At 68.3% G+C, this 20,368-nt stretch carries 22 protein-coding genes; 13 read left to right on the forward strand and 9 right to left on the reverse strand.

The features are described 5' to 3' along the window. Positions 1-4 precede the first annotated feature (4 nt). The 8 genes from OVA28_RS10520 to OVA28_RS10555 all read left to right on the forward strand — a co-directional run bounded on the left by OVA28_RS10520 (position 5) and on the right by OVA28_RS10555 (position 9,685). Entirely contained in the window at positions 5-1,690 is a 1,686-nt protein-coding gene (locus OVA28_RS10520; RefSeq protein ID WP_194662769.1) for an ABC transporter substrate-binding protein, read from the forward strand. A gap of 34 nt (positions 1,691-1,724) precedes the next feature. Further along, positions 1,725-2,714, forward strand: coding sequence for an ABC transporter permease (locus tag OVA28_RS10525; protein ID WP_194662767.1), 990 nt, complete (start codon positions 1,725-1,727; stop codon positions 2,712-2,714). A gap of 12 nt (positions 2,715-2,726) precedes the next feature. Next, positions 2,727-3,767, forward strand: coding sequence for an ABC transporter permease (locus OVA28_RS10530; protein ID WP_268096894.1), 1,041 nt, complete (start codon positions 2,727-2,729; stop codon positions 3,765-3,767). Further along, positions 3,764-4,669: an ABC transporter ATP-binding protein gene (locus OVA28_RS10535; protein ID WP_268096895.1), complete on the forward strand. Its 906-nt coding sequence runs from the start codon at positions 3,764-3,766 to the stop codon at positions 4,667-4,669. Before OVA28_RS10530 ends, OVA28_RS10535 begins: the two co-directional genes overlap by 4 nt. Further along, complete coding sequence (locus tag OVA28_RS10540) at positions 4,666-5,559, forward strand: ABC transporter ATP-binding protein (RefSeq protein WP_268096896.1); 894 nt, start codon at positions 4,666-4,668, stop codon at positions 5,557-5,559. The genes OVA28_RS10535 and OVA28_RS10540 overlap by 4 nt, the downstream gene beginning before the upstream one ends. Then, positions 5,520-7,700 carry a glycoside hydrolase family 36 protein gene (locus OVA28_RS10545; protein WP_268096897.1) on the forward strand — a complete coding sequence of 727 codons (2,181 nt, stop codon included), beginning with the start codon at positions 5,520-5,522 and terminating at the stop codon, positions 7,698-7,700. The genes OVA28_RS10540 and OVA28_RS10545 overlap by 40 nt, the downstream gene beginning before the upstream one ends. Positions 7,701-7,901: 201 nt before the next feature. Beyond that, positions 7,902-8,717 (forward strand): GNAT family N-acetyltransferase, encoded by an 816-nt coding sequence (locus OVA28_RS10550; protein ID WP_268096898.1) that lies wholly within the window; start codon positions 7,902-7,904, stop codon positions 8,715-8,717. A gap of 35 nt (positions 8,718-8,752) precedes the next feature. After that, on the forward strand, positions 8,753-9,685 hold the full coding sequence (locus OVA28_RS10555) for an NADP-dependent oxidoreductase (RefSeq protein ID WP_268096899.1): 933 nt from the start codon (positions 8,753-8,755) through the stop codon (positions 9,683-9,685). A 3-nt stretch (positions 9,686-9,688) separates the two neighbouring features. Here OVA28_RS10555 and OVA28_RS10560 read toward each other — a convergent pair whose 3' ends face one another. The 9 genes from OVA28_RS10560 to OVA28_RS10600 form a co-directional block, all read right to left on the reverse strand. Further along, complete coding sequence (locus OVA28_RS10560) at positions 9,689-10,195, reverse strand: hypothetical protein (RefSeq protein ID WP_268096900.1); 507 nt, start codon at positions 10,193-10,195, stop codon at positions 9,689-9,691. 46 nt (positions 10,196-10,241) lie between these two features. Further along, on the reverse strand, positions 10,242-10,868 hold the full coding sequence (locus tag OVA28_RS10565) for a response regulator transcription factor (protein WP_268096901.1): 627 nt from the start codon (positions 10,866-10,868) through the stop codon (positions 10,242-10,244). Then, on the reverse strand, positions 10,865-12,109 hold the full coding sequence (locus OVA28_RS10570) for a sensor histidine kinase (RefSeq protein ID WP_268096902.1): 1,245 nt from the start codon (positions 12,107-12,109) through the stop codon (positions 10,865-10,867). The genes OVA28_RS10565 and OVA28_RS10570 overlap by 4 nt, the downstream gene beginning before the upstream one ends. Before the next feature lie 65 nt (positions 12,110-12,174). Then, positions 12,175-12,981: an ABC transporter permease gene (locus tag OVA28_RS10575; protein WP_268096903.1), complete on the reverse strand. Its 807-nt coding sequence runs from the start codon at positions 12,979-12,981 to the stop codon at positions 12,175-12,177. After that, the gene (locus tag OVA28_RS10580; RefSeq protein WP_268096904.1) at positions 12,978-13,817 is read right to left on the reverse strand and encodes an ABC transporter ATP-binding protein; all 840 of its coding nucleotides are present in this window, start codon (positions 13,815-13,817) and stop codon (positions 12,978-12,980) included. Before OVA28_RS10580 ends, OVA28_RS10575 begins: the two co-directional genes overlap by 4 nt. A gap of 183 nt (positions 13,818-14,000) precedes the next feature. Further along, positions 14,001-14,351: a hypothetical protein gene (locus tag OVA28_RS10585; protein WP_268096905.1), complete on the reverse strand. Its 351-nt coding sequence runs from the start codon at positions 14,349-14,351 to the stop codon at positions 14,001-14,003. 187 nt (positions 14,352-14,538) lie between these two features. Then, on the reverse strand, positions 14,539-15,027 hold the full coding sequence (locus OVA28_RS10590; RefSeq protein WP_268096906.1) for a hypothetical protein: 489 nt from the start codon (positions 15,025-15,027) through the stop codon (positions 14,539-14,541). A gap of 50 nt (positions 15,028-15,077) precedes the next feature. After that, on the reverse strand, positions 15,078-15,566 hold the full coding sequence (locus OVA28_RS10595) for a hypothetical protein (protein WP_268096907.1): 489 nt from the start codon (positions 15,564-15,566) through the stop codon (positions 15,078-15,080). Between the two features lies 1 nt (position 15,567). After that, positions 15,568-15,996, reverse strand: a complete 429-nt coding sequence (locus OVA28_RS10600) for a hypothetical protein (protein WP_268096908.1) — start codon at positions 15,994-15,996, stop codon at positions 15,568-15,570. A 492-nt stretch (positions 15,997-16,488) separates the two neighbouring features. Here OVA28_RS10600 and OVA28_RS10605 point away from each other — a divergent pair, with 492 nt between their 5' ends. From OVA28_RS10605 to OVA28_RS10625, 5 genes are all read left to right on the forward strand, one after another. Beyond that, positions 16,489-16,767: a hypothetical protein gene (locus OVA28_RS10605; RefSeq protein WP_268096909.1), complete on the forward strand. Its 279-nt coding sequence runs from the start codon at positions 16,489-16,491 to the stop codon at positions 16,765-16,767. Then, positions 16,764-18,506: an alpha/beta hydrolase gene (locus tag OVA28_RS10610; RefSeq protein WP_268096910.1), complete on the forward strand. Its 1,743-nt coding sequence runs from the start codon at positions 16,764-16,766 to the stop codon at positions 18,504-18,506. Before OVA28_RS10605 ends, OVA28_RS10610 begins: the two co-directional genes overlap by 4 nt. Continuing rightward, positions 18,503-18,979 carry a hypothetical protein gene (locus OVA28_RS10615; RefSeq protein WP_268096911.1) on the forward strand — a complete coding sequence of 159 codons (477 nt, stop codon included), beginning with the start codon at positions 18,503-18,505 and terminating at the stop codon, positions 18,977-18,979. Before OVA28_RS10610 ends, OVA28_RS10615 begins: the two co-directional genes overlap by 4 nt. A 322-nt stretch (positions 18,980-19,301) precedes the next feature. Further along, entirely contained in the window at positions 19,302-19,694 is a 393-nt protein-coding gene (locus OVA28_RS10620) for a hypothetical protein (protein WP_268096912.1), read from the forward strand. Between the two features lie 114 nt (positions 19,695-19,808). Then, complete coding sequence (locus OVA28_RS10625) at positions 19,809-20,195, forward strand: hypothetical protein (RefSeq protein WP_268096913.1); 387 nt, start codon at positions 19,809-19,811, stop codon at positions 20,193-20,195. Positions 20,196-20,368: the final 173 nt, after the last annotated feature.

Here is a 20,368-nt window from a genome sequence, read left to right on the forward strand (position 1 = left end):
AACGATGTTCAACCCAACCCGTTCGCGGCTCGCCATCGGCGGCGCCGTTCTCCTGGCAGCCGGCCTCGCGCTGAGTGGCTGCAGCTCCAGCGGCTCCGCCAGCACGAGTGGCGACGCCGCCTCGACCCTGGTCGCGTACACCGGCCAGTCCGGCGACTACCAGATCAACTACAACCCGTGGTCGCCGTCCAACATCGGTGGCGTCGGGACGATCTACGAGTCGCTGTTCTTCATCACGAACGTGAACACGAACGACCCGAAGCCGCTGCTCGGCAAGTCCTACGAGTGGAACGCGGACGGCACGCAGCTGACCATCACGCTCCGCGACGGGGCGACCTGGAGCGACGGGAAGCCCTTCACGTCGAAGGACGTCGTCTTCACCCTCGACATGCTCAAGAAGCAGAAGGCGCTGAACTCGATCGGGTACGACGGCACCGCGAAGGCCGAGGGGGACGACACGGTCGTGGTGTCGTTCGCGAAGCCCTCGTTCGTGCTCGGCCCGAACCTGCTCGGCAAGACCTGGATCGTGCCCGAGCACCTGTGGAAGGACATCGACCCGACCACCGACGTGATGCGCAAGCCCGTCGGCACCGGTCCGTACACGCTCGGCACGTTCAAGCCGCAGGCGTTCACCCTGGAGGCGAACGCGAAGTACTGGGGCGGGGCGCCGAAGGTGAAGACCATCCGCTACCTCTCGCTCTCCGGCAACACCGCCGGCGCCGACGCCCTGTCGCAGGGCTCGATCGACTGGCAGACCGGCCCGGTCCCCGGCATGTCCGACATCGCCGCGAAGTACCCCGGGTACGACGGCATCACGGTCCCGCAGAACCAGATGGCGCTGCTCACCTGCTCGAACACGGCGCTCGGCTGCAAGGGACCCCAGACGGACCCGGCCGTGCGGCACGCGATCGCGGACGCCATCAACCGCAAGCAGCTCAACTCGCTGGCGTTCGAGAACACCGCGAGCGAGATCTCGCCGACCTTCGCGCTGACCAGCACGCAGGAGGACACGATCTCGAAGGACGTGTCGCCGGCGGTCATGCCGGACAACGCGGACAAGGACGCGTCGGCGGAGGCCCTCGAGGGCGCCGGCTGGGCGAAGGGCTCCGACGGCATCTACGCCAAGGACGGCCAGAAGCTGTCCCTGACCGTCGAGGTGGTCACCGGCTGGACCGACTACATCACCGCGATCGACACGATGACCCAGCAGCTCAAGGCCGCCGGCATCGAGCTGAAGGCGCAGCAGTCGTCCTGGAACGAGTGGACCGACAAGAAGACCAAGGGCGACTTCGAGCTCGCGATCGACTCGCTCGGCCAGGGGCCGGCGTCGAACCCGTACTACCTCTACAACAACTACTTCACGACGGCGAACACCGCGAAGGTCGGTGAGGCGGCCCCGATGAACATCTCGCGGTACAGCAACCCCGACGTCGACGCCGCCCTCGCGAAGCTCGCAACGATCGACCCGACCGACACCGCGAAGACGCAGCCGGAGTTCGACGTCGTCCAGCAGCACATCGTCGAGGACCTGCCCTACATCCCGGTGATGACCGGCGGCACGACGAGCGAGTTCCACTCGGCGAAGTTCACCGGATGGCCGACGAAGGACGACCTCTACGCCTTCCCGGCGGTCTGGGCGAGCCCGGACAACGCCGAGGTCTTCAAGGCGCTGAAGCCGGCCAAGGGCTGACCACGATGGCATCGCGACCGAGGAGCACTCGACGATGACGTACTTCCTGCGCAAGATCGGCTTCTACGTGGTGGCCCTCTGGGCGGCACTGACGCTGAACTTCATCATCCCGCGGCTGCTGCCCGGGAACCCGGTGGACATCCTGCTCGCCAAGCTCCAGCAGCGCGGCGGGCAGGTCACCCCGGCGACACGGAAGGCGTACGAGCTGCTCCTCGGTGGCGACACCTCGGAGCCGCTCTGGTCCCAGTACGGCCACTACCTGGTCAACGTGTTCCGCGGTGACCTCGGGGTGTCCGTCAGCTACTTCCCGGCACCCGTGACCGAGGTCATCGGCAGCTCCCTGCCCTGGACGATCGCCCTGGTCGGGATCGCCACGATCGTCGCGGCCGTCATCGGCGTGGGCCTCGGCGCCTTCGTCGGGTGGCGACCGGGGACCTGGCTCGACTCGTTCGTGCCCGCCACCACCCTGCTCGCCGCGGTGCCGTACTTCTGGCTCGCGCTGATCCTGGTGTACTTCTTCGCCACCGGACTGCACCTGTTCCCCGCCCAGGGCGGCTACGACGTCGTGCTGACGCCCGGGTTCAACGGCGACTTCATCGGTTCGGCGATCAAGTACGGCGTGCTGCCGGCGGTGACGATCGTGCTCGCGTCCCTCGGCGGATGGCTGCTCGGGATGCGCAACATGATGGTGTCGACGCTGTCCGAGGACTACATCACCACCGCGCAGGCGAAGGGGCTGCCCGACGGCAAGATCCTGCGGAACTACGCCGCACGCAACGCCGTGCTGCCCTCCGTCGCCGGGTTCGCGATCTCCCTCGGGTTCATCGTGTCCGGCTCCGTCGTCACCGAGCAGGTGTTCTCCTACCCGGGCATCGGGTCGAAGCTCCTCTCCGCGGTGACGAACAACGACTACGCGCTCATGCAGGGGATCTTCCTGTTCATCACCCTGGCGGTCCTCGGCGCGAACCTCGTCGTCGACCTGCTGTACGGGCTCATCGACCCGCGGACGCGGGCGCGGAGCTAGGGAGAGACGACCATGACCAACATCCAGCAGGAGACCGAGCCCACCATCGGCGCGCTCACGGAGGAGGCCGACAGCACCACGTCGATCGCCACCCGACGGGCGTCGAAGGGCGGCATCCGTCGCTTCCTCCCGACCCTCACCCCGTGGCTCGTCGCCGGCATCGCGCTGGTCCTCGGCGTCGTGCTCTTCGGCGTCATCGGACCGCTGCTCGTCGGCGACCCGACCACCATCCGCGACTCCGGGCTGCAGGGCCCGAGCGCGGAGAACCTCCTCGGCACCACGCAGACCGGGCAGGACGTCCTCGCGCAGCTCGCCTTCGCCACCCGGGGCAGCCTGCAGATCGGCCTCATCGTCGGGCTGCTCGCCACCGTGCTCTCCGCCTTCTTCGGGATCCTCGGCGCGTACCTCGGCGGGATCATGGACGAGGCGTTCTCGCTCTTCTCCAACGTCTTCCTCGTCATCCCGGGCCTGCCGCTCGTCATCGTCATCTCGGGTCTCGTCCCGCGGGAAGCCCGCGGGCTCTGGACCATCGCCGTCGTCCTCGCGATCACGTCGTGGGCCGGGTCCGCCCGGGTGCTCCGGGCGCAGACGATGTCGATCCGCAACCGCGACTACGTGTCGGCCGCCCGGGTCGCCGGGGAGCGGCCCTGGCGGGTCATCGCGGTCGAGATCCTGCCGAACCTGCTGCCCGTGCTGGCGTCGCAGTTCGTCTTCGCGGTGATCGCGGCGATCCTCGGCGAGGCGGGACTGTCCTTCCTCGGGCTCGGGGCGTCGAACTCGTCGACGCTCGGCACGATGCTCTTCTACGCCCAGAACGGGTTCGCGCTCGCCAACGGCGCGTGGTGGTGGTTCGTCCCGCCGGGGCTGCTCATCGCGCTGCTCGGCATGGGGCTCTCGTTGGTGAACTTCTCGATCGACGAGGTCATCAACCCCCGGCTCGGCAACGTGCGCGCCCAGCGTCGCCGTGACCGTCGCGCCAAGCGTGCTGCCCGGTCGGGAGGCTCGCCCCGCGTCGCCCCCGCAGCCCACGACACGAAGGGGGTCGCCCGATGAGCGCCACCGCAGTCCTGACGATCGAGCACCTCGACGTCGTCTACGAGGCCGAACACCCCGTCCACGCGGTGAAGGACGTGTCGCTCACCCTGGCACCCGGCGAGATCCTCGGACTCGCGGGGGAGTCCGGGTGCGGCAAGACCACCCTGGCCTATGCGATCACGCGGTTGCACCGACCGCCGGCGAAGGTCACCTCCGGCAGCATCACGTTCCACGACCGGGACGGCTCCGACGTGGACCTGCTCGGCCTCGGCCACGAAGCGCTCCGAGCCGTGCGCTGGTCGAAGCTGTCGATGGTGTTCCAGGGGGCGATGAACGCGCTCAACCCGGTCACCACCATCCGCGCCCAACTCGACGACGCCCTCGTCGAACACCGCAAGGGGCTGTCCCGCAAGGAGCGACGGGCCATCGCGGAGGACGCTCTGCGCCGGGTCGGCGTCGACCCGTCGCGCATCACGGCGTACCCACACGAGCTCTCCGGCGGCATGCGGCAGCGCGTGATGATCGCGATGGCGATGCTGCTCGAGCCGCAGATCATGATCATGGACGAACCCACGACGGCGCTCGACGTCGTCGTGCAGCGGGAGATCCTCCGCGAGATCGTCCGCCTGCGCGACGAGCTCGGGTTCGCGGTCGTGTTCATCACGCACGACCTGCCGCTCCTGCTGGAGATCAGCGACCGGATCGCGATCATGCTCCGCGGCGAGGTCGTCGAGTGCGAGCCGGCATCGGTGATCCAGCACGACGCGAAGCACCCGTACACGCGGCGCCTGCTGCGGTCGTTCCCGAGCCTGTCGGGTGCGCGCGGCGCGTTCATCCGCAGCGGGGTCGAGGACGGCGTCGAACCCGAGACCGACACCAGGGCCGTCCTGGTGCAGGCAGCACAGGAGACGGACCGATGACCAGTGTGACCGTCAGCCACCTCGGCAAGGACTTCCACACCCGCAAGGGCCTCCGGCGCACCACGCTGCGGGCCGTCGACGACGTGTCGTTCGAGCTGCTCCCCGGCCGCACCGTCGCCCTCGTCGGGGAGTCCGGGTCCGGCAAGTCCACCATCGCGCGGATGCTCGCCAAGCTCGAGTCGGTCACCCACGGATCGATCGACGTCCGCCTGGAGGACGGCACCCCCGTCGTCGGCAGCATGTACCGCCGGCACGTGCAGATGGTGTTCCAGGACCCCTTCGCCTCGCTCAACCCGTTCCACTCGATCGAGCACCACATCGCCCGGCCGCTGCAGCTGCACCACCGGGCCCGCGGCGCCGAGGAGACCGCGGACCGGGTGCGGGAGCTGCTCGGGCGGGTGAACCTCGACGAGGACTTCGCCTCCCGCCGACCGCACGAGCTCTCCGGTGGCCAGCGGCAGCGCGTCGCGATCGCCCGCGCACTCGCCCCGGGTGCGCAGGTGCTCATCGCCGACGAGCCCGTGTCGATGCTCGACGTGTCGATCCGGCTCAGCGTCCTCAACCTGCTCGGACGCCTGCAGCGGGAGGACCACCTCGCCGTCCTCTACATCACCCACGACCTGGCGACCGCACGACACTTCTCGGACGAGATCCTGGTGCTCTACCGCGGCCGGGTCGTCGAACGAGGGCCCTCGGACGCGGTGATCCTCGACCCGCACCACGACTACACCCGGCTGCTCGCCGACGCGGCACCGGACCCCGAGCGCGGGGAGCGGCGGGTCACGGCGGGTCCGGCGCTCGACCGGTCGACGATCGACAACACCACGTGCTACGACCACACCGTCGGCGCGTGGGTCCCGAGCCAGCCGGCACCGGTGGGAGCACGATGAGCGACGGGTCGACGTTCGTCGACTGGGTCACGCCGGGCTTCTCCGCCCGGTTCCGGATCGGGAGCGACGGGCCCGCGGCGCTGGTGTCGCTCGTGCCCGCGGCGCTCGGCTCGCTCGCCGCCGGTGGGACCCGCGAGGGCGGCGTCCTCGCTTCCGGCGTCTTCGCTTCCAGCGTCTTCGCTTCCGGCGTCCTCGCCGACGGGCCGGACGACCCGCAGCCGCTCGTCGAGCTGACGACCATCGGGCACGGTCGGTTCCCCGGCGGTTTCCGGCACGTCGACTCCACGATCGGGGCGCGCCTGCGCCCGGTGTCGCACCGGGCGTCCGAGGAGGGGACCGATCATGAGTTCCGCATCCTCCAGTCGGACGCAACCACGGGCCTCCAGGTCGAATCGGTCTTCCGGGCGCACGCCGACGTGCCCGCGTTCCGGACCTGGACCGAAGTGTCGGCGGAGCACGGCGAGCACGTCGTGGACTTCGTGTCCTCGTTCGCGACCGGCGCGTTCCTGACGGACTCCGGCGCGACCGTCGACGAGCTCGCGCTCGCGCACGCCGACAACGACTGGGTGGCCGAGAGCCGCTGGCGCACCGACCCCCTGCGGGACATCGGGTTGGCGCGGATCGACCGCGACGTCCAGCACCAGCCGCCGCGGAGCCGGGCGGTCGTGCAGAACCGCGGGTCGTGGTCGACAGGAGAGGCGCTGCCGATCGGCGTGCTCCTGGCGCCGTCGTACGCCCTCGCCTGGCAGGTCGAGCACAACGGGCCGTGGCTGTACGAGCTGGGGGAGACCCGACACCACGCGTACGTGCTGCTCAGCGGACCGACGGACCAGGACCACCAGTGGACGACCGAGGTGACGAGGGACCGTCCGTTCACCTCGGTGCCCGTGTCCGTCGGGATCGCCGGCACCGTGGACGAGGCCTTCGCGGTGCTCACCAGGCAACGACGGGCGACGCGCAACCTCCGACCGGCCGACCTCGCGATGCCGCTCGTGTTCAACGACTACATGAACACCCTGATGGGGGACCCGACCACGGCGAAGCTCCTCCCCCTGATCGACGCGGCCGCCGACGCCGGGGCCGACCTGTTCTGCATCGACGCCGGCTGGTACGCGGAGGGGCACTGGTGGGACACCGTCGGCGCGTGGGAGCCGGCCGCCTCCCGGTTCCCCGGCGGGCTCTCGCTCGTCATCGACCACATCCGCGACCGGAGCATGCAGGCCGGGCTCTGGCTCGAGCCCGAGGTCATCGGGATCCACTCCCCGCTGGCGTCGACCCTGCCGGACCGCGCGTTCGTGCAGCACCACGGGGTACGGGTCGCCGAGCACGGGCGACACCTGCTCGACCTGCGCTCGCCGGAGGCCCGCGCACACCTCGACGCCGTCGTCGACCGGCTGGTCGGGACGCTCGGGGTGACCTTCATCAAGATGGACGACAACACCTTGACCGGGCCGTTCCCGGGGATGCTCGAGCACCAGCGGGCGCTGCTCGACTGGATTGACGCCGTGCAGGAGCGGCACCCGTCGCTGCTCATCGAGAACTGCGCCTCCGGGGCGATGCGGGCCGACCAGGCCATGCTCTCACGGCTGCACATGCAGTCCACGTCGGACCAGCAGGACCCGGTGCTGTACGCCTCGATCGCGGCTGCCGCACCCGCGGCGATGCTGCCCGAGCAGGCGGGCAACTGGGCCTACCCCGCTGTCGACATGAGCGATGAGCGCTTCGTGCTGTCGCTCGTGAACGGCGTGCTCGGGCGGATGTACCTGTCCGGGTACCTCAACACGATGTCGCCGGCGCAGCTCGAGGTCGTGGGAGCGGCGATCGCGGCCCACCGGACGGTGCTCGAGGTGCTGCCGACGACCGTCCCCGTGTGGCCGCTCGGGCTGCCGGCGTGGGAGGACACCTGGATCGCCCTGGGGCTCGCCGTCCCCGGGGGCGACCTGTTCCTGTCGGTGTGGTCGCTGCCCGGGGCGTCGGACTCGGTGTCGCTGCCGGTGCCGGCACTCCGGGGGCGGGACGTCTCCGTGGAGCCGCTGTTCCCGCGGGAGGCGGGGCCGTGGTCGGTGACGTGGGAGGACGGGGTGCTCCACGTCGACAACGGAGGCGACACACCGACGGCGCGGGTGTTCCGCATCCGCTGATCGGTCGGTGTCGAGAACGGACGGGTGGCGATGGCAGCGCTGCTCGTCGGGTCGGGCAGGAGGCGCAGGCAGGCGTCCTCCTGTCCAGTCGGGTCGCAGGCGCAGGCAGGCGTCCTGCTGTCCGGCTGTCCTGTCGGGCGGGAGGTGCGGGGCGGGCAGGTCCCGCGCCTCCCGTCCGGTGGGTCCTGGCACGATGGGGCGATGCAGACGATCGGCGGGTTGCTCTCGAGCGTGCGCTCGGAGGGCGGTCCCGGTTCCTGGGCGGCGCTCTCGGCGGACCTTGCCGACGTCCCACTGCCCGCCACCCGCAGCGCGCTCGAGGTGGTGATACGGTCTGCGGCCGCAGTTGCGTTCGGCGTACCCATCAGTTCGCCGCATGGCACTGCTCTGCCCGGTGCCCTGCAGCGGGAACTCGTCTCGGTGCTGGACCGCTCGGGGCTTCCAGGAGCGCGGTTCTCCGTCCGCGTGACCACCGAGGACGACTGGCCCGCGGTGCGGGCCGCGCGGATCGAGAACGCGACGGACAACCCGGTGTCGTACGGTGCCAGCCTCGAGACCACGACGGCGATGTCCGAGGACGACTGGCGGATGCGTGCTCGACGAGGGCACGCGACCGACGCGACGAGCTTGGTCGCGATCGACGATGTCAGTGGGCGGTGGATCGGGATGATGAGCGCGCAGCAGCAGGGCGGTCTGCTGCTGACTGGCGTGTGGGTCGTGCCGGAGTTCCGCGGCCGCGGACACGGTGTCGCCGAGGTGTTGCTCGCGGAGGTCCTGGCGTGGGCTCGGGGACGTGGCGACACGATCGCGCTGTGGGTGGACGAGAACCCGGCGGGCGCACGGGCGCGGGCGTTCTACGAGCGGCACGGGTTCGTCCGGACGGGGCGTCGACGGCCGATCGGGTTCGCTCCTGGTGACTCGGTCGAGATGCGACGGGCGGTCGTGCCCACCGGGGCCGGTCCTGGTACTGCTCCTGGCCCTGGCCCTGGTCCTGCTCGCTCGGGGTCCGACGCCTGAGAACGCTGCGTCGTCGAGGCCGGTAGACCGGACGGGTGAAGGTCGTCGGAGTGCAGCAGTTCGGAGGGCCCGAGGCCCTCGCCGTCCACGAGGTCCAGGAGCCGCACGCCGGTGCCGGGTCCGTCCGCATCCGGGTCGGAGCGTTCGCCGTCAACCCCACGGACACGGGCGTGCGCGCGGGGCAGCGAGACAGCTCGCACGCGTCCGCTCCCTACGTGCCGGGCATGGACGCTGCCGGGGTGATCGACGAGGTCGGCCCGGACGTCGACGGGTGGGCCGTCGGTGACGAGGTCATGGCGATCGCACTGCCCCTGACCGCCCACGGCGGGGCCTACGTCGAGGAGCTCGTCGCCCCGGTCGGGTCCTTCACCCGGATCCCGCGCGGCACCTCGATGGAGCTGGCGTCCACGATCCCGATGAACGGGCTCACCGCCATCCAGATCCTCGAGCTGGCGGGGCTCTCCCGGGGCGACACCCTCGCTGTCACCGGCGCAGCCGGCCTGCTCGGCAACTACCTCGTGCAGCTCGCGACGTCCGAGGGCATCACGGTGATCGCTGACGCTGCCGAGAAGGACGAGACCCTCGTGCGGTCCCTCGGGCCGGACCACATCGTCCCGCGCGGCGAGTCCTTCGCGGAGGCTGTCCGGCGCATCGTGCCCGAGGGTGTCGACGCCCTCGCCGACTGTGCGGTCCAGCGTGACGTCGTCGTCCCGGCACTCCGCCAGGGCGGCGTGTTCATCGACGTGCGGGGCTGGGAGGGGAACGGCGCCGAGGGCGTCCGGTTCGAGCGGGCGCTCGTCGGGAAGGAGTACCGCTCGTTCGACAAGCTCGAGCGACTGCGCCACGGCGTGGAGGGCGGCACGATCACGCCGCGCATCGCCGAGGTGCTGCCGGCGTCGAGTGCCACGGAGGCGCACGAGCGGCTCGAGGCCGGCGGGACCCGAGGCCGGTTCGTCCTCACCTGGTGACGGTCACCGCACGAGCGTGACGCCCTCGCCGGACCGGTACTCCCAGCGAGCCCCGAAGGCATCGGTGAACCGGAGGGAGACGAGCCTCCAGTTCGGGCTCTTCGTGAACGCCCGGGATCCCCGGTTCCCGGTGGCCAGTTCACTGCACGACGCGAGGAGTTCCCACGCGAAGCGCCCGCCCGGCTTCCAGGTCGCGAAGGACTCTCCTGGCGGGCACACCGCAGCAGAGAAGGTCGCTTCTCGCTTGTTCATCAGCGCCGTGGCCTCCACATCGTGGATGACCGCATCGGACGAGTTCCGGATGACCAGGATGTTGCTCTTCTGGGAGTCGTCCTCCGGCGCGGAGACCGACCAGGTGGTGGAGATCCAGGCGCTGACCTTGGCGGCCTCGCGAACGCTCCGCTCCGTCCTCGCGGTGCGTTCGGCGCGTCGTGCGACGGTGATGCTCCAGATCGAGATCACGAGTGTGATGATGACGCCGACCCATGCGGCAGTGGCTTGGTTGCTCATGCGTCGACCGTACATCAGCCGGAGTGTGATATATAGAGCTCCGCGATCAGGGTAGGAGGTGGAGCTCCATCGCGCGGGTCACGGCACGCGTGCGGTCGTTCACGCCGAGCTTCTCGAACACGTGGCCGAGGTGTGTCTTCACGGTCGTCTCGCTGAGGAACAGGGCCCTGCCGATGGCGGGGTTGCTGTTGCCCTGCGCGACGAGCCGCATGACCTCGAGTTCCCGCGGTGTCAGGTTCGGGCCGACGGGCGTTCCTCCGGTCGCGCGACGCACGAGGGCCGCGGCCGCTGAGGGAGCGAGCGCGGTCTCGCCTCGGGCTGTCGCCCGCACGCCGGCGAGGATCTCCGTCTCGGGCGCGGCCTTGAGCAGGTAGCCGGTGGCGCCGGCTTCGATCGCCGCGAGGATCTGGTCGTCGGACTCGTACGTCGTGAGGATGAGCACGCGGACGTCGGGCTGCGCAGCGACGATCTGCGCGGTCGCCGCGTCGCCGTCGAGGAGCGGCATACGAAGGTCCATCAGCACGACGTCGGGGCGTTCGGCGCGGACGATCGACACGGCGGCCTCGCCGTCGGACGCCTGACCGACGACGTCGACGTCCGGCGCCGACTGCAGCAGCGCGACGATGCCGGCCCACACGATGGGGTGGTCGTCCGCCACGACGACGCGGATCACCGGGTCACCTCCGCCACGGGGCGCGCGACGGCCGGGAGGCTCGGCGTCCCCTGGTGCGGGAGGACCGGTCCGGCGGTGGTCACCGTGGGCAGCGTCGCCGTCACGGTGGTGCCGTCGCCCGGAGCGCTGGTCACGACGCAGGTCCCGCCAGCGAGGGCGAGCCGTTCCCTGAGCCCGGCGAGCCCGCGGCCGACGCTCCGGGCGGCGGTGGCGAAGCCGACGCCGTCGTCCTGGATCCGCAGGACGGTCTGCTCGGGCGCGTGGTGCAGTGCGACGCCCACCGAGGCGGCGTTGGCGTGCGCGCGGACGTTGGCCAGGGCCTCCTGGGCGACACGCAACAGGACCACCTGCGCGTCGCGGTCCAGCGGGCAGTCCGCCGCCTCGATGGTCACCGGTGTGCCGGTCTCGCGGGTGTGCCGTTCGCCGAGGCGGTGCAGGACGCCGGCGAGGCTGTCGTGGGACGCTCCAGCGGCTCCGGCGGCGACGAGGACGCGTGACTCCTCGAGTGCTGCTCGGGCTGACTCCTCGAGGACTGTCAGGCGTTCCTCGAGCGCGTCGCTGTGGTCGTCGGCGAGGTCACGGCGGGCGCGTTCGGTCAGCATGACGATGCCGGCCAGGTTCTGCGCGACGGTGTCGTGGATCTCCCGGGCGAGACGTTCCCGTTCGCTCGCGATGCCGGCGGCGCGGTTCGCCTCAGCGAGGGATGTCTGCGTCGCTCGGAGCTCGTCGAGCAGGGCGCGGCGGGACTCCGACAGGCCGGCGATGCTCGAGATCCAGACGCCCATCGCGGACGCGCCCACGACGCTGATGCCCTCGATGAGCAGGGTGCTCACGATCTCGTCCGGGCCGCCGCTGACCTGCAGGCCGATGCCGCTCGCGACGCCGACGGCGACCGAGAGCACGACGCCGGTGCGGATGCGTTGCGACTGGCACCACACGAGCGGGAAGAGGATGCACTGCACGAAGGCCGTGCTCGGTGTCACTGCCGGCAGCACGGCAGCGGCGAGGACCACCAACGGCAGGAACGCCGCTGCCGGTCGATGACTGTCATAGCCCCGGTGCCCGTACGCCGCGTAGGCGACGACCAGCACGACGATCATCGCGAACGCCGGCCACCGGGTCGACCAGGGGGACCAGCCGAACACCGCGATCACCGCGGTCAGGGACATGGTGGCAGCGAAGAAGGCGTGCAGCCACCGGTTCCGTACCCAGGTGTCCTCGCGCTCCGTGACCGTGTCCATGCCGACAGCATCCCACCCTTCAGGGGGCCGCAGGCAGTTGTCCACAGGCCGGACGTGCCGGGGCATCAGGCGTCCTTGCGGTTCCACCGGAAGGTGACCACGCAGGCCACCGTGCCCAGGACCAGCCAACCGACCAGCACCAGGGTTCCCAGGCCGAGCTGCCACGAGCCTCCCGGCTCACCGGACTCGAACGCCTGCGGCAGGAACACCGACCGCATGCCGGACGCCATCCACCGGAGGGGGAAGACGGACGCCACATCCTGCAACCAGGCGGGAAGTTGGGTGAAGGGGAGGTAGACGCCGGAGATGAACTGCAGGACCAGGACCACCGGGACGATGGTGGCGGTGGCACGGCGACCTTCACGGGGGAGGGCGGAGATCGCGATGCCCAGGACGCAGCTGGTGGCGATGCCGAGGAGGAGGACGCCGGCGAAGACACCCCAGCGGCTCACGTCGGTCGGCAGGTCGACACCGAACAGGAGGCTCGCCACGGCCAGCAGGATCGCCGTCTGGACGAACGTGGTCACCAGGACCATGCCGATCTTGCCGACGAAGTAGCTCAGAACGGGGAGGGGCGTGCCGCCGAGGCGCTTGAGGGTGCCGTCGCTGCGTTCGGTCGCGATGTCGACACCGAGGGCCTGGGTGCCCGACAGGAGGATGCCGGTCGCGACGAGACCGGGGAGGTAGTAGGTGGCGTAGTCGACGCTCGTGCCGGGACCGGCCTGGATGTCGGCGGCGCTGCTGAACGCGACGGAGAACAGCGCCAGCATGATGATCGGGAACAGGAACGTGAAGAAGACGGACTCGGGCGCCCGGAAGTAGGAGCGGAGTTCGTAGCTGATGCGGGCGATGCCCACGGTTGCCGGGTTCATGCGTGTCCCACCATCTCCAGGTAGACGTCCTCGAGGGACGGGCGGATGACTTCGAGGTCGTGCATCGGGTCCGTGTTGCTGCGGATCAGCGTGGTCGGGTCGGTGGTTCGTTCTTCGTTTCGTTGACCGTCGGGATCCCGCCAGATCACTCGAGGTTGCCGGGCTGCCCGACCCCCGAGCTCGTCGATCGGCGCGATGTCCAGCAGCCGGCCGTCGACGATCACCGCCGCCCGATCGGCCAGGTGGGCAGCCTCGTCGAGGTAGTGCGTCGTCAGGAGGATGGTCGTGCCCTCACGCTGGACCTGTCGGAGGAGGTCCCAGAACTGGCGACGCGCCTCGGGGTCGAAGCCGGTCGTCGGCTCGTCGACGAAGAGGACCTCGGGGCGGCCGATGATTCCGAGCGCGACGTCGACGCGGCGACGCTGACCGCCGGACAACTTGCTCAGGCGGACGTTGCGGTGCGTCTCGAGCCCTGTCGCGTGCAGGAGCTCGTCCGTGGTGCGGTGCTTCGGGTAGAGCTTGGCGAAGTGGTTCAGCTGCTCGGCGACCGTGACGTTCGGGGACTCCGCGCTCGACTGCAGGACGATGCCGATGCGGGCGTTGTGGCTGCGGCTCGCCTTCGCGGGGTCGTGGCCGAGGACGCGGACGTCGCCGCCGGTGCGGGAGCGGTGGCCCTCGAGGATCTCGACGGTCGTGGACTTGCCGGCGCCGTTGGGGCCGAGGAGGGCGAAGGTCTCCCCGCGCTCGATCGTGAAGGAGACGTCGTCAACGGCGCGTCTGCCGGTGGGGTACTGCTTCGCGAGGTGGTGGACCTCGATGGCGGAGGAGTCGGGCATGAGACCAGCCTGATCGGGGGAGGCGGTCGGCGGATCGGTGGGGCGGGCGGGGTGGGGTCCTCCGATCGGAGGATGGTGCTCGAGGTCTCAGCTCGTCCTGAAGTCGCTCGGGACCTCGCAGCAGTGTCAGAACGAACCTGCGCGCGGCTAGTACGAGCCGTGGGGGATGAAGGTCGAGCCAAGTCAGTACGACGGGTGTGGCGAGAAGCCGGTCGGTAGTGAGAAGCACATCGAGAACGAGTCGATGTTGACGACTGTGCCGTGATTCCAGACCCCGAAGAGCAGCGAGACACCCGCATCGTTCGTCAGGCTCAAGCGAGGCGTTCCCGATCGGGAGACGTCTCGTTCGAGCGTGAAACCTGCGCGAGTCGCCTTCCGGGCGACGGTGTCGACGAGCCGATCCGCGTCGTACCGACGCACCAGGTGCATGGTCGTGTTGCCTGACCACTGTTTGCCGGACGAGCACGACATGAGGTTGCCGGTGGGGATCTGGTGACGGCGTTCAACCTCTTCACGAGGAACGAAGTCGGCCACGGTGTCTTCTGCCGACTGGCTTGCGGCCTTCGCGGCTGCGATTCGCTCGCTCGGCTCATCGGGGAGGCTCGACGAGGAGCAGCCTGCGAGCGCGATGAGGAGCGTGAGCGCTCCGAACCCGACCCAGGGGCGCCTTCTAGGGTTCATGCTGACAGTTCTCCTTCCGCCCGGCCGTTCGCCCGACGCGCTAGTAGGAGCGTTCAGGGTGGAAGCTTTTCGGGAGCGGGAAACACTTCGAGAACGAATTGACCTCGATCGATCTCCCATCCACCCACGTCGACGCGTACACCGTCGTTCCGCGGCCATCGACGAGGCGCAAGCGGGCAGCTCCATCGGGCGTGGTGCTGCGCGTGACCCTGAAGCCGTGGTCGAGCGCTACCTTGCCGAGCTGGTTCACCACCCGCTCACCGTCGATCGGGTTCTTCAGCTGGATCCTGGTGCTGCCAGACCACTGCCGGCCGCCGGAGCACGACAGGAGCGTTCCCTTGTCTGCTTGTCGAATATCGGCGCGGACATCGCGGGGGACGAGCTCAGCCGTTTTCATCTCGGCTGCCTGCGCTTGTGACTTGACGAGGAGAATCCGGTCCTGAGGGTTCATTGGCAGGTCACTCTTCAATGCACATCCACTGAGTCCGATGACCAATGTCAGCCCGAGCAACACATGTGCGGACTTCATCGTGCACCACCCCTGAGCGAACCACGGCCATCGCGAGCATCGGACACGGTTCAGTACGACCGTGCAGGTACGAAGTCGGATGGCAGAGCGAAACAGTCCGAGAACGAGGCGATGTTGATCGACGCTCCGCCATCCGGTCTGATCAGAAGGGACAGGCCCGAGTTCGATCGAAGGGTGAGTCGGCTCTTGCCCTGACCAGTCGTGTCTCGCGAGGCAATCCATTCTGTGTCGGAGATGGAGTCCTCGATGCCATCGATGACCGCAGCTGCGTTCGCGCTCCGCCGAAGCGTCACCGTCGCGTGCCCGGCCCACTGCTTGCCGTCCCGGCAAGAGACCAACGATCCGGTCGGACTCTGATCCAGCCCCTGAACCAGGGTGTCGGGTGCCAGATCAGCCACCTGCACGACACCGTCCTGGGTTGCGCTCTTCGCCTTCTCGATCGTCTCTGAGGGCGTCTCCAGCTGGGGCTGGTCGGAACGCGCGCACCCGTTGAGGAGCAGCGCGACACTTGCCGCAATGCCAATCACGATCCAACGCAACTCAGAACGTCCGAGGCTTGTCGAAGTCCGACGGCGGGTCGAAGCACGGCGACGCGGAGTTCACTTCGATCGCTCGGCCCTCGTCCCACACCGTCACGAGCAGCAGGACACCCTGTTCCGTCGTGCTGGAGTAGCGCTTGCCTCCGGCCAGAACGGTGTCCAGGCTGACGTCGTCACCGCGCTTCTTTGCTGCGACGGCGATTTGCTTCTGCGCTGTAGCGCCGTCCACCCCGTCGCCCAACGTCACTCGGGTGTTCCCGCTCCACTGATATCCGGCGGAGCAGCGCAGGAACGTTCCTTTCGAGAGCTGCTTGATGTTCTTGACGTCCGATTTCGGGAGCAGCCAGACGGCCGCGAGTTCCGTCCGTTGAGTCAGAGCCTTTGCTCGGCTGATTTCGACTTGAGCATCCAGTGGGGCGCCGTCATTCATTGCGCACCCGCTGACCAGGACCAAGGTCGCCGCGACCGCGAATGTGCCACCGATCCTGACTGCTCGCCGCACGAATCACCACATCCCCTGGCCGCATCCTGACGGCGTCTGGTCGCCAGCCCCTCCGCCGACCGTCCGTCACGCTAGCAGGGGAGAGAAGAACATCACTCATGCCATCACAACGAAGGAGGACGCGTAGTTCGGTTGGTGCCCGCGAGCATGCCGCATGGAGCCCGTCGAGCCCTAGAAGCCCCGTCCATGCAGCAGCTCGGCACTGGGAGGACCAGGGGTACCGGACCGACGAACCTCGGTCGTGAGCTCACGACGGCCGTTCGCTGGCTCGCTTGCTTCGAGTGGGACGGACATCCGACGCATCCGCTCGGAGGATGGCGTATGGACTTTCCGCCGTGCTCCGGTCGAGGAAGCTGTCCGATCGAGGTACGTCTGATATGTTGCCGTCGGGGAGTTGTCCCGGCGAAGAGGGGGATCCGCATGGCCGCACTCACGGTGTCGTACGACGTGCTCGACCAGGTGTCTGAGCGGATGGACTCGGCGGCCAGGTCATTCGCGCACGGTTCGGTCGACGGTCCAACTGGCGCGTTCGGTGCTTCCGAGGTCGACCAGGCGTTCGCGACGATGCGAGCAATGCAGCAGCAGATGGCCCAGTGGCTCAGCGACAGCGCGATGACTCTCTCGACCTATGCCCACGACACCAAGTCGTCGTTCCAAGACGTTGACCAGGACCTCGCCGGGAAGGCGGCGGGCAGATGACCGCGGATCCCCTGTCCGGGGACCCCGGAACGATCAAGCGACTGGCGAAGCAGCTCACCGAGCGCTCACGATCCATCGCGGCCGGCGCGAGCGCGACGACCCGAGCCTCCGCCCTTGCCGACGGATGGCAAGGTGCGTCCAGGCAACGCTTCACCGCGACGGCATCGACACTCCCCGATGCCGCGAACCGAGTCCGCAATCGGGTCGACGCCGCCGCGACCGCGCTGGAGACCTACGCCGAACAGGTCCGGCAGATCCAGGACGAAGCCCAGCGCATCCGGATCGCTCAGGACAACGCGGCGGCCGACGTCGCGAGAAACGCGAACTCGACTGCCCGAGCAGCGCACGCCGCGCACGCCGATGACGCGTCCGATGCTGATCGGGCTGCCCTGCGTCGTCTCCAGAGCTCGAGCGATGACCTCGCTCTGACGCAAGCGCGGCTCGCGACGCAGTGGACGGAGCTCGTGGCGCGTCGCCAGGCTGCCGACCGTGCGGCCGCGTCCGCACTCTCCGGTTCGGACGTCGTCGGGAACACCATCTCCTTCGCCGCATCGATGCCGTCGATGTCCGACGCTGCCTTCCTCGCGGCCCTCACCACGATGCCGCCGGAACAACTCGCCGCGCTGCAGAAGCAGATCGAGACGCGACTCGCATCGATGGAGCCAGACGTCGTGAAGCAGTGGTGGGACAGCATGGGCGGCCGTGGGAGTGCGGGCGAGCACTCCGCTGCCCAGGACGGGTTGATCACCGCCCTGCCCGCAGTGATCGGCAATCTCAACGGCGTCGCGTACTGGGCGCGGGACCAGGCGAACCGGATCAGCGCGGAGAAGGCCTTCGATTCTGCGAAGGCTGATCTGAAGCGTGCGAAGGAGTCGGTCGCGAGTGCAGTGGGTCGGACCGCCTACTCCCGGGCCCTGGCGAAGCTCCGTGCCGCGGAGCAGCAGCACGATGCAATCAAGAACTACCTGGCAGCGCCACGGACTGAACTCGACCTGGTGAAGCAGGTGCCTCGGCAGATGGTCACGTTCCATCCTGGGCATCCACCCCTCGGGGCGTTCTCGGTGGGTGACCTCGACACCGTGGACGGCGTGACCTTCCTCGTTCCCGGAATGGGGTCGTCTCTCGCGGATACGACCCAGTACATGCGGGCGGGGGCGAACGTGATCGGAACCCAGCAACAGCTGGACGACACGGTCGACAGCGCAGTCGTCACCTGGCTTGGGTACGCGGCCCCGCCCAATGCATTGACCACTGGGAACCTCGGCGTTCTCGGGGAGTCGTATGCGAATTCAGGCGCTCCGAAACTCGCAGCGGATCTCTCAGGCTTCAGGTCGGTCCGCGAGGATGCGCAGCTCAACGTCGCAGCTCACTCGTACGGCTCGACTATGGCGTCACTCGCGCTGTCGCAGACTCCGACAGTGGGAGTGCACTCCTTCGTGACATACGGGTCGGCGGGCATCCCAGCTACTGTTCCGGATGCTGCGGCCACGCACGCAGAACACATGTATGCGGCGCAAGCAGCTGAGAAAGGGGATGTGGCGTACATCGGTCGGAAGTACAGCGTTCCACATCGAGCTGATCCGGCGGATGGCTTCGCCGGAGCTTCCGTCATGGAGACACGGGGAGCGGTCGACGTCGACATCCACGACCTGATTGCACCGAAGGGATCGCCGGATCACGGGTACCTTGACGTGGGTACAAGAACGCTTGCCGAGACAGCGAAAGTGACGATGCCTTGACCCGCAATCGAGACAAGATCGTTCGCGTCGTCCTGCTCGGCCTGGTCGTCGGACTCAGTGCGGGCGGGTGCGCAAAGGGGCAGGGAGCCATGACATCGCCACATGAGGCGCAGCAAGCGGCGATCCGTCTGCTTGAAGAATCGGAGCGTCAGGCCGATCTGGCCTGGCCGACAACGCCGTCACCAAGTGCAGAGCGTTGCGAGAGTGGCGTCAGGTTCGGTTACTACGTGCCGGTGCAAGTGGAGACAGACACCAAACAACTCGCCGAGACGTTCCAGCGGTTCTGGGAGTCCAAAGGGCTCACGGTCTCACCCTCGAAGACGGATTTCGGACAGAGGCGAGGAATCCTTTATTCGGCGACGGCTGACAAAGAAGGGGCTCCCAGCGCGGCGTACCAGATCAGTGACACGACGGTCGTCATCCGAGTCGTCTCGCAGTGCGCAGAAGGATCGCTCGACGACTACGAGCAGTGACGCTCCGAGGGAGGGCGTCTTGATCGAGAACGTCATCGCGGTGATGTCCCGGCTCGGCGAGCGGACCTGAACATTTTGGGTTCGGGTAGTTCGGGTGTACCGATTCACGTGCGACTTGACCGCTTCCCGTCGACCCATCTGGCGTCGCCGACGGCGGGCACGGATACCCGGAGGCTGACACGAACAGTCCCCTGCAGACGGCGAAACCGACTCTGAGGTGAGGTGTAGATCGTTGGTCACGTTCCGGATGTCGGCCCTAGTCGGCATCCTCATCCTCACGCTGTCAACTGCAGGGTGCTCCACGACGGGAAACGAGAAGAGCATGACGGTCAAGCAGGTCCAGGCGCAGGCAGTCGCAGAATTGCAGGCCGTCGTAGCGCCCGCTCCCGAGATCTGGGGCCAGGATCTGCCCAGACCGGTTCCGAACGACTGCACTGTCGGGGCGGAGCGCGGCGTGCAGTTCACGTACTTCATGGAAGCGGACTCCCCTTCTGACCCAGAGGGACTCGTCCATGCGGCGAGTGACCGTTGGGAACAGCAGGGATACCGACTCACCAAGACTCGGACGAACATCGATGCCGACCATGGCGACATCTTCGCCGTCGTCGCGAAGGCGACGGGGAAACCGAGCGCTTCGATGAGCGCGACCACGATCAGAGCGAACGTCTACGTCAACTCCGTCTGCGTGAAGGGCGATCCCGATGAGTACCGGTGATCGTCTTTTCTTGCACCGACCACAGTGAGACAACACAAGCTCATCGCGTCAGCGGCGATCTTCTCCTCAGTGATGCTCCTCCTCAGCGGTTGCGCCGCTACCGGAGGTTCGAACGTGCACGCCGACGACGCCAGAGCAGCAGCCGTTGCGTTCTTGAAGGACACCATGCAGCACGAACAGGACGTCGCATGGCCCCCGGTGCCCACACCCGTGGCTACGCGATGTTCCGATGGAGATGTCGGGGTGCGATTCCAGTACTTCGTCTCGGTGGACACAGATGTGGACTCACAGAAGATCGCTTCGACACTCCAGTCGTACTGGACGAGCCGTGGTCTTGAGGTCAAGCCATCCCAGGAAGACTTCGGCAAGTACGGTGTCATGTACTCAGCCACCGCTCGTGCGGATCGGATGCCCTGGGGCTCGTACGAGATCTCCAGCACTGGCATCAACTTGTACGTTGATTCTCAGTGCGCCGAGGGGAACATCAGCGACTACGAGTGAGCAGCGCACGGCGTGAGGGCAGTCATCCTCCTCACGATGCTGATCCGCTTCTCGGAGCCAATCGGGTGTTTGGCTCGGTCAGCGCCCCGAAAGGGACGATGCGGTGAGCAGCAACCGAAGCAAGACCTGCCGTCTGGCAGCTCTCACCTTGATCGTGGGACTCGGGGCAAGTG

Source organism: Curtobacterium sp. SL109, assembly GCF_026672405.1.
In the GTDB taxonomy this organism is placed as follows: domain Bacteria; phylum Actinomycetota; class Actinomycetes; order Actinomycetales; family Microbacteriaceae; genus Curtobacterium.

Excerpts from the sequence above, each read along its gene's own strand:
- OVA28_RS10520 (WP_194662769.1), top strand. The coding sequence starts at position 5 with ATGTTCAACCCAACCCGTTCGCGGCTCGCCATCGGCGGCGCCGTTCTC.
- OVA28_RS10525 (WP_194662767.1), top strand. The coding sequence starts at position 1,725 with ATGACGTACTTCCTGCGCAAGATCGGCTTCTACGTGGTGGCCCTCTGG.
- OVA28_RS10530 (WP_268096894.1), top strand. The coding sequence starts at position 2,727 with ATGACCAACATCCAGCAGGAGACCGAGCCCACCATCGGCGCGCTCACG.
- OVA28_RS10535 (WP_268096895.1), top strand. The coding sequence starts at position 3,764 with ATGAGCGCCACCGCAGTCCTGACGATCGAGCACCTCGACGTCGTCTAC.
- OVA28_RS10540 (WP_268096896.1), top strand. The coding sequence starts at position 4,666 with ATGACCAGTGTGACCGTCAGCCACCTCGGCAAGGACTTCCACACCCGC.
- OVA28_RS10550 (WP_268096898.1), top strand. The coding sequence starts at position 7,902 with ATGCAGACGATCGGCGGGTTGCTCTCGAGCGTGCGCTCGGAGGGCGGT.
- OVA28_RS10560 (WP_268096900.1), bottom strand. The coding sequence starts at position 10,195 with ATGAGCAACCAAGCCACTGCCGCATGGGTCGGCGTCATCATCACACTC.
- OVA28_RS10570 (WP_268096902.1), bottom strand. The coding sequence starts at position 12,109 with ATGGACACGGTCACGGAGCGCGAGGACACCTGGGTACGGAACCGGTGG.
- OVA28_RS10575 (WP_268096903.1), bottom strand. The coding sequence starts at position 12,981 with ATGAACCCGGCAACCGTGGGCATCGCCCGCATCAGCTACGAACTCCGC.
- OVA28_RS10580 (WP_268096904.1), bottom strand. The coding sequence starts at position 13,817 with ATGCCCGACTCCTCCGCCATCGAGGTCCACCACCTCGCGAAGCAGTAC.
- OVA28_RS10590 (WP_268096906.1), bottom strand. The coding sequence starts at position 15,027 with ATGAAGTCCGCACATGTGTTGCTCGGGCTGACATTGGTCATCGGACTC.
- OVA28_RS10600 (WP_268096908.1), bottom strand. The coding sequence starts at position 15,996 with ATGAATGACGGCGCCCCACTGGATGCTCAAGTCGAAATCAGCCGAGCA.
- OVA28_RS10605 (WP_268096909.1), top strand. The coding sequence starts at position 16,489 with ATGGCCGCACTCACGGTGTCGTACGACGTGCTCGACCAGGTGTCTGAG.
- OVA28_RS10610 (WP_268096910.1), top strand. The coding sequence starts at position 16,764 with ATGACCGCGGATCCCCTGTCCGGGGACCCCGGAACGATCAAGCGACTG.
- OVA28_RS10620 (WP_268096912.1), top strand. The coding sequence starts at position 19,302 with ATGACGGTCAAGCAGGTCCAGGCGCAGGCAGTCGCAGAATTGCAGGCC.